The sequence below is a fragment of the Peptoniphilus pacaensis genome (assembly GCF_900088125.1).
Classification (GTDB): Bacteria; Bacillota; Clostridia; order Tissierellales; family Peptoniphilaceae; genus Aedoeadaptatus; species Aedoeadaptatus pacaensis.
Map to the genome: position 1 here is coordinate 333,342 of NZ_FLQT01000003.1, position 12,247 is coordinate 345,588.

Here is a 12,247-nt window from a genome sequence, read left to right on the forward strand (position 1 = left end):
TATTATTTTCCTACGCGGACCGTCATCAGAATGTCGTCGATGCGGTCGTGGGCCTTTTCAAATTTTGCCTTCAGGGCCTTGTCTTGAATCATCGCCGGGTCGCCTCGGAAATCCGCGCCGTAGTAGACGCCGTCTTTATAGGCGAGGATGACGGGCCAATTGTACCAATCCGTCTTCGGATTATGCACCCGGCTCAGAGAGAAGAGGAAGCCGTCGCTGCCCGCATCGTCATTGGACTTTTCGTAGAAGTGGAGGCATTTGCCTTCGAGCTTGTAGGAGATCTCCACATCCTTGGGCAGTACAAAGGACATGTCCACGTCTTTCACATAGATGCGCTCACCGGCCGGCGCATCCTTTTGGGGATAGCTTCCCACGGTGACGACGCGCACCTTCGGCATCCACTTGACGGGAAGGCCCGTGGCCTCGCCTAAGTAGCGAGCGGGAATAAAGGTGCGATTTTTTTCCAGATAAGGTGCCACGTCCATGGCCAATTCCTTGCCGCCCAGGCGGTAAGCTTTCTTTCCGATGGTCATGATCACGGAAGAATCACCCTTCGTCAGGGTCACTTCCCTTTTATCTCCGTTCCATGCCACGGTGTAGCCCAACTCTTCGGTCACCGCACGCAGGGGCAGGAAGGTGCGATCGTGGCGAATGACGGGCGTCGTCTCTTCGTCCCGACGAAGCTCACGGCCGTTGACGTAAACCGCGATGGGATCGGCTCCCTTCGCCAGCACCGCCGAGGGAAGGAGCAGCAAGCAGATTAATAATGTGGCCAGCTTTTTCATAAATACCTCCTTCGATCATCCGTAGATGATTGCATTTTATCTTACACTTCACATCATCTTTTTCTTCCGCTGCGGATTTACATAAAATCATCTTTAGCAATAAATCACAGCAGAAGAGTTTGTGCTTTCCTACTTTTATTATACCCCCCCCAACGATTTTTCAATGCTTTTATAGACCATGAACGACTGTCGGCTGATGAAATTTTTTCCTTCCATACAAAAAAAGCGCCGGCTTCCCGACGCTTTTCTTTACTTGCTCGCCTTTAAGGCTTCGGCCATTTCCTTGGCCATTTGAGCACATTTGTCTAAATCTTCCTGCTCGGGAGCGCCCATAACATCCACGGTGGTGGGGAGCACTTCCCATTTGCTTTCTTCGGCGAAGGCGGCGAATACTTTTTCCGCGCCGCCGCCCCAGCTGGCGTTGGTAAAGGTGCCTAAGATGTGGTTCTTCATCTTTTGTTTCTTCAGCACGTCGACCAAGGTGGCCATGGGCGGGAACAGGCCTACATTGTAGGTGGGGCAGCCGAGGATGATGCCCTTGTAGTTCCAGGTTTCGCTGATCAAATAGCTCAGGTGGGTCTTGGACACGTCGCGAATGCGAATGTTGTGTATCCCTTCGGCGGAGACGGAACGGGCGATGGCTTCCGCCACTTGCTCCGTATTGCCGTACATGGAACCGTAGACGATGAGCACGCCGTCTTCGGTTTTTTGTTCGCTTAAATCGCTGTAGAGGCCCACGATGCGGTCGATATTGTCGCGCCAAATGGGGCCGTGGTCGGGACAGATCATTTGAATGTCCAGGCCTTCTAATTTTTTCAGGGCGCGAATGACTTGCACGCTGTATTTGCCAACAATGTTGGTGTAGTAGCGAATGGTTTCTTCCCGGTATTTTTCCCAATCCACTTGGTCGTCGAAGATGGCGCCGTCTAATGTGCCGAAGCCGCCGAAGGCGTCTTGGCTGAAGAGGATCCCCGTTTCTTCTTCGAAGCAGACCATGGATTCGGGCCAGTGAACCATGGGGGTGGTGTAGAAGGTCAGCTTCCGCTCGCCGATGTCCACGGTTTCGCCGTCGGCTACGACAATTGCCCGCTCGTCGCCGATGTCGTAGAAGTTGTTCATCATGGTAACGGCTTTTTTATTGGTAATGACCTTGCAGTCCGGGTAGCGCTCCATGACGCTCTTTAAAGAGGATGTGTGGTCCGGCTCCATGTGGTTGACTACGATGTAGTCCAGTCCTCTGCCGTCGAGGGAATCTTCCAGCTTTTCAAAAAATTCCGACACGGAATCGATGCGCACACAGTCCAAAAGACAGGTTTTAGATCCACCGTCGAACAGATAGGAGTTGTAGCTGATGCCGTCGGGCAAGGGCCACATGCCTTCGAAGAGATGGGTATAGCGATCGTTTACGCCGATGTAGTGTAAGTGATCGTTGATTCTGATAAATCTCGTTGCTGCCATTGTCTCACCTTTCTTTTAAAATTTAATTCTTATGCCTCATTAAATTTTACCGACTTTTCTTCAAGTTTTCAATCCATTCCCTAAACTTCCAGTTCCAAATAGACGGGGCAATGGTCGCTGCCCATAATGTCGTCGCGAATGTCGGCTTCGACGATGTCATCCGCCAGCCGTTCACTGACGACGAAGTAGTCGATGCGCCAACCGGCATTTCTTTCTCTCGCCTTGGTAATGTAGCTCCACCAGCTGTAGCGATCCTCCGCATCGGGATAGAGGTAGCGGAAGGTGTCCGTGTAGCCGGCGTCCAGCAGATTTTGAAATTGGCTGCGCTCTTCGTCGGAGAAACCGGCGTTTTTACGATTGGCCGCGGGGTTTTTCAGGTCGATTTCCTTGTGGGCTACGTTCAAATCCCCGCAAAGCACCACGGGCTTCACCTGATCCAACATATTCAGGTACTTGCGAAAATCCTCTTCCCATTCCATGCGATAGTCCAAGCGCGCCAGGCCACGCTGGGAATTGGGGGTGTAGCAGGTCACCAGGAAGAAATTCTCGTACTCGCAGGTAATGACCCGGCCTTCCTTGTCGTGCGCTTCCACGTCGATGCCGTAGGAGACGTGAATGGGTTCTTCCTTCGTAAAGACCGCCGTGCCGCTGTAGCCTTTTTTCTCGGCATAGTTCCAGTATTGGTGGTAGCCTTCAAGCTCCAGATCCAATTGGCCGGCGGAAAGCTTGGTCTCCTGCAGACAGAAAATGTCCGCGTCCACATCCTCGAAAAAATCCATGAAGCCTTTTTTTAAGGCGGCGCGAATGCCGTTGACATTCCATGAAATCAGTCGCATACTATTCTCCCTTCTCGTAATGTTCCAAAAAGCTGTGCTTCTCTCCCTCGCTGTCTTTATAGCCTAAAATCGCCCCGAGCTCCACATTTTCCGCCGAGCGATAAATGGACATGGCCACGTTTGGATTTTCCTCCGCGATGGTCTCGATGAGGTTCTTCACATAGGCACGGGCGCCGAAATTTTCCTTGGCCGTCACCGTACAGGCGCAGTCGATGGGGGTGAGGTCGTTATACTTCACCCACTGGCGAATGTCCGACTCCCGAATAAAAATCATGGGGCGAATCAGCTCCATGCCCTCGAAATTCGTGGAGTGGAGCTTCGGCATCATGGTCTTGTAGCTTCCGCCGAAGAGCACATTCATCATCACCGTCTCGATGACATCGTCGAAGTGATGGCCCAGAGCCAGCTTGTTCGCCCCCAGGGACTTGGCCTTGTCGTAAAGGCTCCCCCGGCGCATGCGGGCGCACATATAGCAGGGCTTCTCCCCGCCCATGTCCTCCGCCACCTCAAAGACATTGCTGTCGTAGATCTGCAGGGGAATCCCCATGGCCTCCGCCGTCTCCTCCACCTGCTTGCGAATGGCGGGCAGATAGCCGGGATCCATGGTTAAAAACAAAAGCTCAAACTGCTTCTTGCCGTGGCGCTTCAATTCCTGCAAGAGCTTCGCCAGAAGCAGGGAATCCTTGCCGCCGCTAATGGCCACGGCGATCACATCCCCGTCTTCGATTAAGTCGTAGTCATTGATGCCCTTAATGAAGCGGCGCCAAATGGTCTTCCGATATTTTTTTATAATGCTTCGTTCAATTTCCGCTATGGACACGTGCTCGTCCTCTCTATTTAAAAAATCCCGGCTCCCCGGGACATACCATACCGCTTCTATGGTACTATAAAAGGCGGGCCGTTTCAATCGCCGCCCGCCTTCATGAAATAATTTTTACATGGCCCTTGCTTTTTCCGGCCGTATGACCTAAAATAATAGGAGTATTCGCTAACGTGGCTCAGTTGGTAGAGCAGCTGATTCGTAATCAGCAGGTCAGGGGTTCAAGTCCCCTCGTTAGCTCCAAATGACGCCTACGGGCGTCTTTTTTATGCCTTTTTTCGGAAAGTGTTATAAATCTCTCCTCTTGAATTTTTTCAGGGCTATGCCATAAGATAGCATGGTCATGAGCACCAAGAATACGATGCCGAAAAGAACGATGAGCACCACGTGGTTCATCGCCCACAGGTACAGGCCCTTGACTTCCTCGGGAAAGGCCGAGGTGGCAAAGTCGGTTATGCCGATCACAATTAATGTTGCGGCGACGAGGGTCAACCATGCCACCGCCTTGGCTTTTTTATAACCCATGGAAAAGAAAATCGGCAAGGCGATAGCCATATAGAGGATGAACATGGTGAGATAGATCCCTCCGCCGATCAAACTTTCCCTTATAAGGAGCTCACCGTTTTTCGCGAAACTTACGCCGTTCATCATGATGAGGGCGGCGAGGGTGGCGATGAAAAATACCACGATAGAATAAAGGTAGCGTCCCCGCACCGTATCCTCATCTTCCATGCCGATCATGCGGTAGAGCCGCTCCGTCCCGGAATCTTCTCCCGTGACGAAGGGATAGGTCATAATCATTAAGGACATAGTCATGGCGAAGACCATGGGGAAAAAGGAAAGGTCCATAAAGTAAGTAAAGCCTATGGAAAACAGGATGAAAAACGCCATGGGCTTCCAAGTTATATAGGGGCGAATGCCCAAAAAATCCATTTTGCAGGTTTTAAGCATCTTCATCACCTCGATGGTAAAACGTCATAATGCGGTCGATGGATGGCTTCTCCACCACGGCGTTTTCGCCGAAAGCATGAGTCCCATCCGCCGCCACTAACACTTCCACGTGGGTACCGGTTTTTTTCTTGCCGAGAATTTTCTTCGGATCCACACCGCTCAAATTGGTCTCACTGCATTTTACGATGCGGTAAGCCTCCAAAAAATCGTCTTTCGTGCCGTAAAAAATCATCGCGCCATCCATTATAAAGGCGATGTAATCGGCGATGGCCTCCAGATCCTCCGTAATGTGAGTGGAAAAGAGCACGGTGTGCTCTTCATTCTCCGCCATGTAGCGTTGAATGGTATCGCGAAATTCATCGCGGGAGCGGGGATCCAGCCCGCTGGTGGGCTCGTCCAAGACCAAGGTCTTGGCCCCGTGAGACAAGGCGGCGGCGAGCATAAGCTTCGTCGTCATGCCCCGGGAAAGGCTCTTCACATTTAATTTTTCGTCGATGCCGTAACCCGCCACCCGCTTCGAAAATTCCGTAACCTTCCAATTTTTATAGCCCACGGATAAGACATTGTTCACGTCTTCCACGGACCAGTCTTTCGGAAAATAAGATTCGTCGAGGACGATTCCCACATCCTGTAGATAGTCGTTATCTTCCGGCGGCGTGCCTCGGTAGAGCACCTCGCCTCCGTTTAAATGATTGAGATTTAAAATAGCGCGAATGGTGGTCGTCTTGCCCGAGCCGTTGGGACCGATAAAGCCCGTAATAAATCCCTCTTTCACGGGAAAACTGACCCCGTCCAGGGTAAAGGCGCTGTATTCCTTCCGAATATTTTTTAAAGCGACCCGATCCATTATTCACCTCCGAAGAAAATATCCAGCATGGCGACAATCTCTTTCTTGTCGATGCCGTGATCCTGTGCAATGGCGACGACGGCTTCCATATGTGCTTCGATTTCTTTTTGCAGGATTTCCCGCGCCACATTCTCGTTTTTCTCGGCGACAAAAGATCCCTTCCCCTGGCGCGTCACGATAAAGCCTTCCTCTTCCAGCGTATCGTAGGCTTTTTTGACCGTCATAATGCTGATGGAAAGATCCTTGGCGAGGACGCGAATGGAAGGAAGCTGCTCGTCGTATGCCAGTACGTCGTTTATAATTTGATCGCGAATTTGATTCCGCAACTGCTCATAGATGGGCAGAGAGGCGGAGTTGTCAATGATGATGTCCATGGCTATCCCTCATTTCTATAACAGTGTATAACAGCAGTGAACACTTGTCAATAAAAAAAGCGCCCGACCGAAATCGAGCGCGTGATTTTCATTCTGTTTTATTCCGTCATTGTTTTCTCTTTTCTCCGGGCCGAGTCCTAAACCAATCCGCTAAGAGGAACGCGGCAAGAAATGTGATCGTCGTCGTAACATTCGGCGAATTTGCTATATAGCGAAAGGCATAATCATTGCCTACACTAGCGAGGAAATAACAGCACGCAACTACAACAAGTAAACCAATGCTCCAATAAAGCTTTTCCCTATGCGTCATATCGTACATCATGAGATAACTCATTAGACCTGCGACAAATAGTGCGGCCAGTTTAAAGAGCCAACTATTGGCGACGACTGCTGCAAAATTACCCCACGCTATCTGCTCCCAATCAGGCTGTAGTGCCAGCATAATGTAGGGCAGGCTCAAGAGTAAAATAACTATGCCGATGCGTCTGATACCTTTCAATCTCCATCACCACCGATTCATGAAACAAGACCACGAGAAACAACGACCGGTAATTTCAGTTCCCAAAGTTTGGATCTGCTTTCAAACCTCGCCGCCACACAGTCTCAGCTGTTATTATCCTTCTTCTTCAATTCATTCCATCGCCATTCTTATACCTGCTAAGGTTTAATTAAACCATGATCACCCTTCCGAAAAGAAAACTTTTCTTATTTTTAATTTTAGCACCTTTTTTTACTGCGTCAATGCTTCTTTGAGATAAGCTTTTCATTTCCAAAAAAGCGCTCGACCGAAGCCGAGCGCAGTTTTTTTCTATTTTATTCCGCCTTTTCTTTTTCCCTGCCGCTTCTTTTTCTCTCCCGAAAGCTGTCCGTCAGAAACAATGCCACGCCCGCCCACACGAAGGCGAACATCCAGGCGTGGATAGTGGTGAATTCCTCACCCATGCAGAAGACGCCGAGGAGGAGTTGAATGGTGGGATTAATGTACATTAAGACGCCTGCCACGGAAAGATCCGTGTCTTTCATCCCCGATGCAAAGAAGATCAGGGGCACGGTGGTGGCGATACCCATGGTGGGGAGCAGGATGATGTCTCTTGCAGAAAGTCCGTCCAAGTGACTGAAGGCCAACAGATAAATCATGGCCAGTGGCGTCACCAGCAGAGTTTCCATAAAAATGCTTTCCATTGCCGTGGCGGTCACTTGCTTTTTAAAGGCACCGTAAATGGAAAAGCTGACGCCGATCATAATGGCAAAGATCGGCACTTGACCGTAGGCGACGATGGGGACGGTAACGCCCATAATGGCCAGGACGAAGGCCACCCATTGCATGGGCCGCAGCTTTTCTTTGTAAATAACAAAGCCGAGAACGATGGAAAAGATGGGATACATATAATAGGCCAATGAGGCGTCCAGAACGCGACCGGTCATCACGGCGATGATGTAGCCGCCCCAATTAATGGTAATGGTGACGCCGGCAAAAAACAGAAAAAGCATTTGCTTCTTGTCTTTCATCAAAGCGAGGATGTCCCTCCCCTTTCCCTTGACGAGCATGATGATCAGACAAAAGATCATGGAGAAGACGATGCGAAAGGACAGGACCGCCAAAGGATCCATGGCACCGAAGATGGGCCAATATAAGACGAGAAAAGCCCACATAAGGTAACAGGCCAATACTTTAAAGCTACCGCGCATAGAACACCTCTTTCTAAATATTGTCTCTATTCTAACATATCGAATTTGTTTTTAAGCAAAAAAACAGCACGCGGCGCGTGCTATTCGTAATCGATGGACATAAGGATCAGTCCGTTGGCGGGGGCCGTGGGGCCCAGATCTTTGCGGTTCAATGTCTTCGTGGCCTTGAGCAGTTGATCTTCCGGCTTTAGTCCGCGGCCGATTTCCATGGCACAGCCCATAATGATGCGGATTTGGTTTTTTAAAAAGCTTTTGCCGTAAAAATCCACTTCGATGAGCTCTCCCGCCCGGGTCACGGTGATTTCGTCGATGGCCCGCTTGGGATTGGCCGGGGATGCGTAGCGGCCGATAAAGGCGGAAAAATCGTGAAAGCCCTCGATTTTTTTCAGGGCCCTTTCCATGCGCTCCACATCCAGGGGGAATGGGGCGTGGACGGCGTAGCGATCCAACATGCCGCTTCGGTGCTTGGTATTATAGATGCGGTACTTGTAGTGCTTTCTCTTGGCGCCGTAGCGGGCGTGAAAATCCTCGGGCACTTCCACGGCCTCGGTGATGCTCAGATCCCGGGGCAAGTGGTAGTTCACCACCCGGGGGAAATTGCCCAGGTCGATGGCGGTGTCCGAGAGGAAGTTAGCCTTTTGCCCCAGGGCGTGAACGCCTTTGTCCGTGCGGCCCGCGGACTGCAGCGCCACGGGATGATGCACGGTTTTTTCAAGAGCGCTCCGCAGCAGGGTCTCCACGGTGCGGAGCTTCTTCGGCCCCTGATCCTGATAGCCGTGAAAGTTCGTGCCGTCGTAGGCCACGGTAATCAATATATTTCTCATGGCAAGGGCACGGGCATCCAGCGGGAAGCGCAGACGGCGATGAAGAAGATCATGTTCAGGGCGAAATGCAGGTGATCCTTCCCCGTAATGCGCAGGGGATTTAATTTTGTGCGGTGTTCGTCGCCGCGGTAGCATCGGCTTTCCATGGCAGTGGCCAGCTCTTCCGCTCGGCGAAGGGCGTTTAAGATCAAGGGCACCAAAAGGGGCACCAGATTCTTCGCCCGATTGAGCACATTCCCCGATTCGAAATCGGCGCCGCGGGCCATTTGCGCCTTCATAATTTTATCCGCCTCATCGATTAAGGTGGGAATGAAGCGCAGGGCGATGGTAATCATCATGGCGATGGCGTGGGCGGGAAAGCCCACCCGCTTCAGAGGGCTCATGAGCTTTTCAATGCCTTCCGTGAGGGCGAGGGGCGAGGTGGTCAAGGTGAGGAGGCTGGTCCCCACGACTAAAAGCACCAGGCGTATGGCCATAAAGATTGCCTGCACCAGCCCTTCACGGGAGATGGAGAGAAAGCCCATGCGGAAAATTTCTTCCCCGGGAATGAAAAACAGATTCATGATAAAGGTAAAGATCAAGATCAGCCGCAGGGGCTTCAGTCCCTTCAACACCATGTTCACGGGAATTTTCGCCGCCACAATGGTTAAAAAGAGCCATGCGAAGACGAAGATATAGGGCCAAAAGGATTTGATGAAAAATAAGCTCACGATAAAAATCGTCATAATGAGGATTTTGTATCGAGGGTCCAATGAGTGGACCGGGGACTTGGCAGGGAAATACTGACCGATGGTTATGTCTTTAAGCATGTCTTCCCTCCCACCATGTCTTTAATTCGTCGAAGGCTTCGTCGACGGTAATGCAGTCTTCCTTTATGGGAATGCCCGCGCTCTTTAGATCGGTCATGGTGTGGCGCACTTGAGGCACGTCGAGACCGATGGCGCGGAGCTCTTCTTCCCTAGAAAAAATTTCCCGGGGTGTGCCGTCCATGCGCACCTCGCCCCGATCCATGACGATCATGCGGGTGGCGAGGCGGGCCACTTCTTCCATGCTGTGGGACACCAAGACGATGGTGGTACCCGTGGACTTATAAATCTCGTGGATCTCTTCCAGGATTTCGCGGCTGCCTCGGGGATCCAGCCCCGCTGTAGGCTCGTCCAAGACCAGCACCTCGGGCTCCATGGCCAGGATGCCGGCGATGGCTACCCGCCGCTTTTGCCCGCCGGAAAGGGCGAAGGGGCTCTTCTCTCCCTTCTCGTCGTAGTCCAGGCCCACTCGAGCCATGGCGCGGCGCACGCGGTCCTCCACCTCGTCGTCGGTGAGGCCCAGATTCTTCGGCCCGTAGGCGATGTCTTTGGCGATGGTCTCTTCAAAGAGCTGGTACTCCGGGTATTGAAACACCAGGCCCACCTTTTGGCGCAGAGTGGCGATGTTTCCCCTGTCGCGGAAATTGGTGCCCTCGTAGAGGATCTCCCCTTCCGTAGGCTCCATGAGGCCGTTTAAATGTTGAACCAGGGTGGATTTGCCGCTGCCCGTGTGGCCCACCAGGGCGATAAATTCGCCGGCGTGAATGTCCAGATTCACTTGATTCAGCGCCCGCTTTTCAAAGGGCAGGCCTTGATTATAAATATAGCTTACATTTCGGATGCTGATGCTCGGCATAAGGCGTCGACAAACTCCTCTCTATCTAAAATTCCGTCGGGCAGAGGCACGCCTGCGGCCTTTAAACGGGCGGCGAGCTCCGTAACCTGGGGCACGTCCAAGCCCAAGGACTTCATGGTGTCCACCTGATTAAAGACTTCCCGGGGCGGGCCCTCCAACACGAGCTTGCCCTCTTCCATGACCGCCACCCGATCCGCCTGAACGGCTTCCGACATAAAGTGGGTGATGAGGATAATGGTCTTGCCCTCTTCCTTGTTCAGGCGCAGGATCGTCTTCATGACTTCCTCCCGTCCTCTGGGGTCCAGCATGGCCGTGGGCTCGTCTAAAATAATGTAGTCGGGATTCATGGCCAAAATGCCCGCAATGGCCACCCGCTGTTTCTGACCGCCGGAAAGTTTGTGGGGCTGATCGTCCTTGTATTCGGTCATTTCCACCGCCGCCAAGGCCTCGTCCACGCGGCGGCGCAGCTCACCTTGCTCCACGGCCAGGTTTTCCGCGCCGAAGGCCACGTCTTCTTCCACGACGGTGGCGACGATTTGATTGTCGGGATTTTGAAACACCATGCCGGCACGGGCGCGAATCTTCCAAATGTCCTCTTCTTCCTTGGTGTTCATGCCGTCGACGACGACATCGCCCCGTGTCGGTTGGAACAAACCGTTTAAGCACTTGGCCATGGTGGACTTGCCGCTGCCGTTGTGGCCCAAGACGGCGACGAATTCGCCCTTTTCGATGGTGAGGTCCACGCCGCCCACCGCCGGATGATCGGCCTCTTCGTATTCGTATACCAGATTTTTTATTTCGATCATAAGTGCTCCTTTGCTCCAAATACTGCCTTAACCTGTGTATTATACCATAGGCCTCATTGAAAGGGACATGGAAAAAGAGCGAGTGCACTCGCTCTCATCCCTAGGCTCGATTGCGTTTATAGTTGGCGGCGATAAACCGCTCGAAAATCACGCCCAATGCCGCCGTCATGGCCGCCGTCGGCAGAACCACGGCGACGAACATGGCCGTAAAGGCCGCATCGCCGGGCAGGCCCACGAGGAGCATGGCCGTTCCCAAAAAGACGGCGCCGCTGATAATGGTGGCGAGGAAGTAAATCACGGCCTTTTGCACGCTGCCCTTGCCGGGGAAAGTGCGCACCATCAAAAGAACGGAGAAGGCTGCGATGATTTTATCGAACATACTGGGAAGCTGTCCGCCGGGGAATTGGGTGGTCGATGCCGCCATGACGCCGGTGGCCACGCCCATGGCCAAGGTGGGCAGAGGCTTCGGATTTATAATAATGTAAGCGATTAAACAGAAAAGCATAAAATCGGGCTTCATGCCGTTAAAAAATCCCGGGACCACGGCGTGTAAAATGGTGCCCAATGCGATGAAAATAGCTCCCTGTACTAAAGTTTTCGTGTTCATAATAACTCCTTTTCTCGGCACAAAAAAAACCACTTGCTCGTGTAGGAGCAAATGGTGAATTCGCGGTGCCATCCTAGTTGCGCCCAAAGGACGCATCTCATTTAGATACTAACATATCCTATCTCTGTAACGGGAGAACCGGCTCGGCTACTTTATTTCACCTCGCACTCACAGACCCATTCACCACAGGGAACTTCATCGGTTCGCACCAACCACCGACTCTCTGAGAAGGGCACCTGAAGCTACTTGCTTCTGCTCGACGTTTTCATATTTATTAGGATTACTAACAGTATAGCAGAAAAAAGCGAAAAAGCAATTGTTTTTTCGCAGCAGGCGAAAATTTTTTAGATCTCGATCTCCAAGCGAATCTCGCCGTCGTCAAGGACAAAGGCGGGCACGCCCACGGCTCCCGCTTTCTTCGCCTCGTCGAAGGCGGGCTCTTCGTCACGCATTTTCATAAAGGCCTTTAAATTGCCGATGCTCGCCGTAATATCCACGTAGTCGTAGGGAATGTTTTTCTCGTCCAATTTCTTTTTTGCTTCCACGCAATCGGGGCACAGATCCGTTCCGTAAATTTTCATAACTCCT

At 52.0% G+C, this 12,247-nt stretch carries 15 protein-coding genes, 1 tRNA gene and 1 other annotated feature; of the genes, 1 reads left to right on the plus strand and 15 read right to left on the minus strand.

Annotation, left to right across the window (positions count from 1 at the left end; translation table 11 throughout):
* Positions 1–2: 2 nt before the first annotated feature.
* From BN7444_RS01690 to BN7444_RS01705, 4 genes are all read right to left on the minus strand, one after another.
* A complete protein-coding gene (locus BN7444_RS01690; RefSeq protein WP_068454868.1) occupies positions 3–785 on the minus strand; it encodes a copper amine oxidase N-terminal domain-containing protein in 783 nt (260 codons plus the stop codon).
* A gap of 249 nt (positions 786–1,034) precedes the next feature.
* A complete protein-coding gene (locus BN7444_RS01695) occupies positions 1,035–2,243 on the minus strand; it encodes an FprA family A-type flavoprotein (protein WP_068454871.1) in 1,209 nt (402 codons plus the stop codon).
* A gap of 80 nt (positions 2,244–2,323) precedes the next feature.
* On the minus strand, positions 2,324–3,079 hold the full coding sequence (locus tag BN7444_RS01700; RefSeq protein ID WP_068454874.1) for an exodeoxyribonuclease III: 756 nt from the start codon (positions 3,077–3,079) through the stop codon (positions 2,324–2,326).
* A 1-nt stretch (position 3,080) separates the two neighbouring features.
* On the minus strand, positions 3,081–3,899 hold the full coding sequence (locus tag BN7444_RS01705; protein ID WP_068458376.1) for a tRNA 2-thiocytidine biosynthesis TtcA family protein: 819 nt from the start codon (positions 3,897–3,899) through the stop codon (positions 3,081–3,083).
* A gap of 167 nt (positions 3,900–4,066) precedes the next feature.
* Between BN7444_RS01705 and BN7444_RS01710 the strand changes: the two genes are divergently transcribed.
* Positions 4,067–4,142 (plus strand) — tRNA-Thr (locus BN7444_RS01710).
* A gap of 45 nt (positions 4,143–4,187) precedes the next feature.
* Here BN7444_RS01710 and BN7444_RS01715 read toward each other — a convergent pair.
* The 11 genes from BN7444_RS01715 to BN7444_RS01765 all read right to left on the minus strand — a co-directional run bounded on the left by BN7444_RS01715 (position 4,188) and on the right by BN7444_RS01765 (position 12,240).
* Positions 4,188–4,850, minus strand: coding sequence for an ABC-2 transporter permease (locus BN7444_RS01715; protein ID WP_068454877.1), 663 nt, complete (start codon positions 4,848–4,850; stop codon positions 4,188–4,190).
* On the minus strand, positions 4,843–5,697 hold the full coding sequence (locus BN7444_RS01720; protein WP_082941209.1) for an ABC transporter ATP-binding protein: 855 nt from the start codon (positions 5,695–5,697) through the stop codon (positions 4,843–4,845). Before BN7444_RS01720 ends, BN7444_RS01715 begins: the two co-directional genes overlap by 8 nt.
* The gene (locus BN7444_RS01725) at positions 5,697–6,071 is read right to left on the minus strand and encodes a GntR family transcriptional regulator (RefSeq protein ID WP_068454882.1); all 375 of its coding nucleotides are present in this window, start codon (positions 6,069–6,071) and stop codon (positions 5,697–5,699) included. Before BN7444_RS01725 ends, BN7444_RS01720 begins: the two co-directional genes overlap by 1 nt.
* Before the next feature lie 106 nt (positions 6,072–6,177).
* Positions 6,178–6,570, minus strand: a complete 393-nt coding sequence (locus BN7444_RS01730; protein ID WP_068454886.1) for a hypothetical protein — start codon at positions 6,568–6,570, stop codon at positions 6,178–6,180.
* 314 nt (positions 6,571–6,884) lie between these two features.
* Complete coding sequence (rarD, locus tag BN7444_RS01735; RefSeq protein ID WP_068454889.1) at positions 6,885–7,760, minus strand: EamA family transporter RarD; 876 nt, start codon at positions 7,758–7,760, stop codon at positions 6,885–6,887.
* An 80-nt stretch (positions 7,761–7,840) separates the two neighbouring features.
* Entirely contained in the window at positions 7,841–8,584 is a 744-nt protein-coding gene (gene truA, locus BN7444_RS01740; protein WP_068454892.1) for a tRNA pseudouridine(38-40) synthase TruA, read from the minus strand.
* Positions 8,581–9,393, minus strand: a complete 813-nt coding sequence (locus BN7444_RS01745; protein ID WP_068454895.1) for an energy-coupling factor transporter transmembrane component T family protein — start codon at positions 9,391–9,393, stop codon at positions 8,581–8,583. The genes truA and BN7444_RS01745 overlap by 4 nt, the downstream gene beginning before the upstream one ends.
* A complete protein-coding gene (locus tag BN7444_RS01750) occupies positions 9,386–10,246 on the minus strand; it encodes an energy-coupling factor transporter ATPase (RefSeq protein WP_068454898.1) in 861 nt (286 codons plus the stop codon). The genes BN7444_RS01745 and BN7444_RS01750 overlap by 8 nt, the downstream gene beginning before the upstream one ends.
* The gene (locus BN7444_RS01755) at positions 10,219–11,052 is read right to left on the minus strand and encodes an energy-coupling factor transporter ATPase (protein WP_068454901.1); all 834 of its coding nucleotides are present in this window, start codon (positions 11,050–11,052) and stop codon (positions 10,219–10,221) included. The genes BN7444_RS01750 and BN7444_RS01755 overlap by 28 nt, the downstream gene beginning before the upstream one ends.
* A 100-nt stretch (positions 11,053–11,152) precedes the next feature.
* Positions 11,153–11,659 (minus strand): tryptophan transporter, encoded by a 507-nt coding sequence (locus BN7444_RS01760; RefSeq protein WP_068454903.1) that lies wholly within the window; start codon positions 11,657–11,659, stop codon positions 11,153–11,155.
* Positions 11,660–11,699: 40 nt separating this feature from the next.
* Positions 11,700–11,928: a binding site (T-box leader), on the minus strand.
* A gap of 75 nt (positions 11,929–12,003) precedes the next feature.
* Entirely contained in the window at positions 12,004–12,240 is a 237-nt protein-coding gene (locus BN7444_RS01765; protein WP_068454906.1) for a glutaredoxin domain-containing protein, read from the minus strand.
* Between the last annotated feature and the right edge of the window lie 7 nt (positions 12,241–12,247).

Bases quoted from the DNA above. Each gene is read 5' to 3' on its own strand.
- BN7444_RS01690 (WP_068454868.1), bottom strand. From the start codon at position 785: ATGAAAAAGCTGGCCACATTATTAATCTGCTTGCTGCTCCTTCCCTCG.
- BN7444_RS01695 (WP_068454871.1), bottom strand. From the start codon at position 2,243: ATGGCAGCAACGAGATTTATCAGAATCAACGATCACTTACACTACATC.
- BN7444_RS01700 (WP_068454874.1), bottom strand. From the start codon at position 3,079: ATGCGACTGATTTCATGGAATGTCAACGGCATTCGCGCCGCCTTAAAA.
- BN7444_RS01715 (WP_068454877.1), bottom strand. From the start codon at position 4,850: ATGCTTAAAACCTGCAAAATGGATTTTTTGGGCATTCGCCCCTATATA.
- BN7444_RS01720 (WP_082941209.1), bottom strand. From the start codon at position 5,697: ATGGATCGGGTCGCTTTAAAAAATATTCGGAAGGAATACAGCGCCTTT.
- BN7444_RS01725 (WP_068454882.1), bottom strand. From the start codon at position 6,071: ATGGACATCATCATTGACAACTCCGCCTCTCTGCCCATCTATGAGCAG.
- rarD (WP_068454889.1), bottom strand. From the start codon at position 7,760: ATGCGCGGTAGCTTTAAAGTATTGGCCTGTTACCTTATGTGGGCTTTT.
- truA (WP_068454892.1), bottom strand. From the start codon at position 8,584: ATGAGAAATATATTGATTACCGTGGCCTACGACGGCACGAACTTTCAC.
- BN7444_RS01745 (WP_068454895.1), bottom strand. From the start codon at position 9,393: ATGCTTAAAGACATAACCATCGGTCAGTATTTCCCTGCCAAGTCCCCG.
- BN7444_RS01750 (WP_068454898.1), bottom strand. From the start codon at position 10,246: ATGCCGAGCATCAGCATCCGAAATGTAAGCTATATTTATAATCAAGGC.
- BN7444_RS01755 (WP_068454901.1), bottom strand. From the start codon at position 11,052: ATGATCGAAATAAAAAATCTGGTATACGAATACGAAGAGGCCGATCAT.
- BN7444_RS01760 (WP_068454903.1), bottom strand. From the start codon at position 11,659: ATGAACACGAAAACTTTAGTACAGGGAGCTATTTTCATCGCATTGGGC.
- BN7444_RS01765 (WP_068454906.1), bottom strand. From the start codon at position 12,240: ATGAAAATTTACGGAACGGATCTGTGCCCCGATTGCGTGGAAGCAAAA.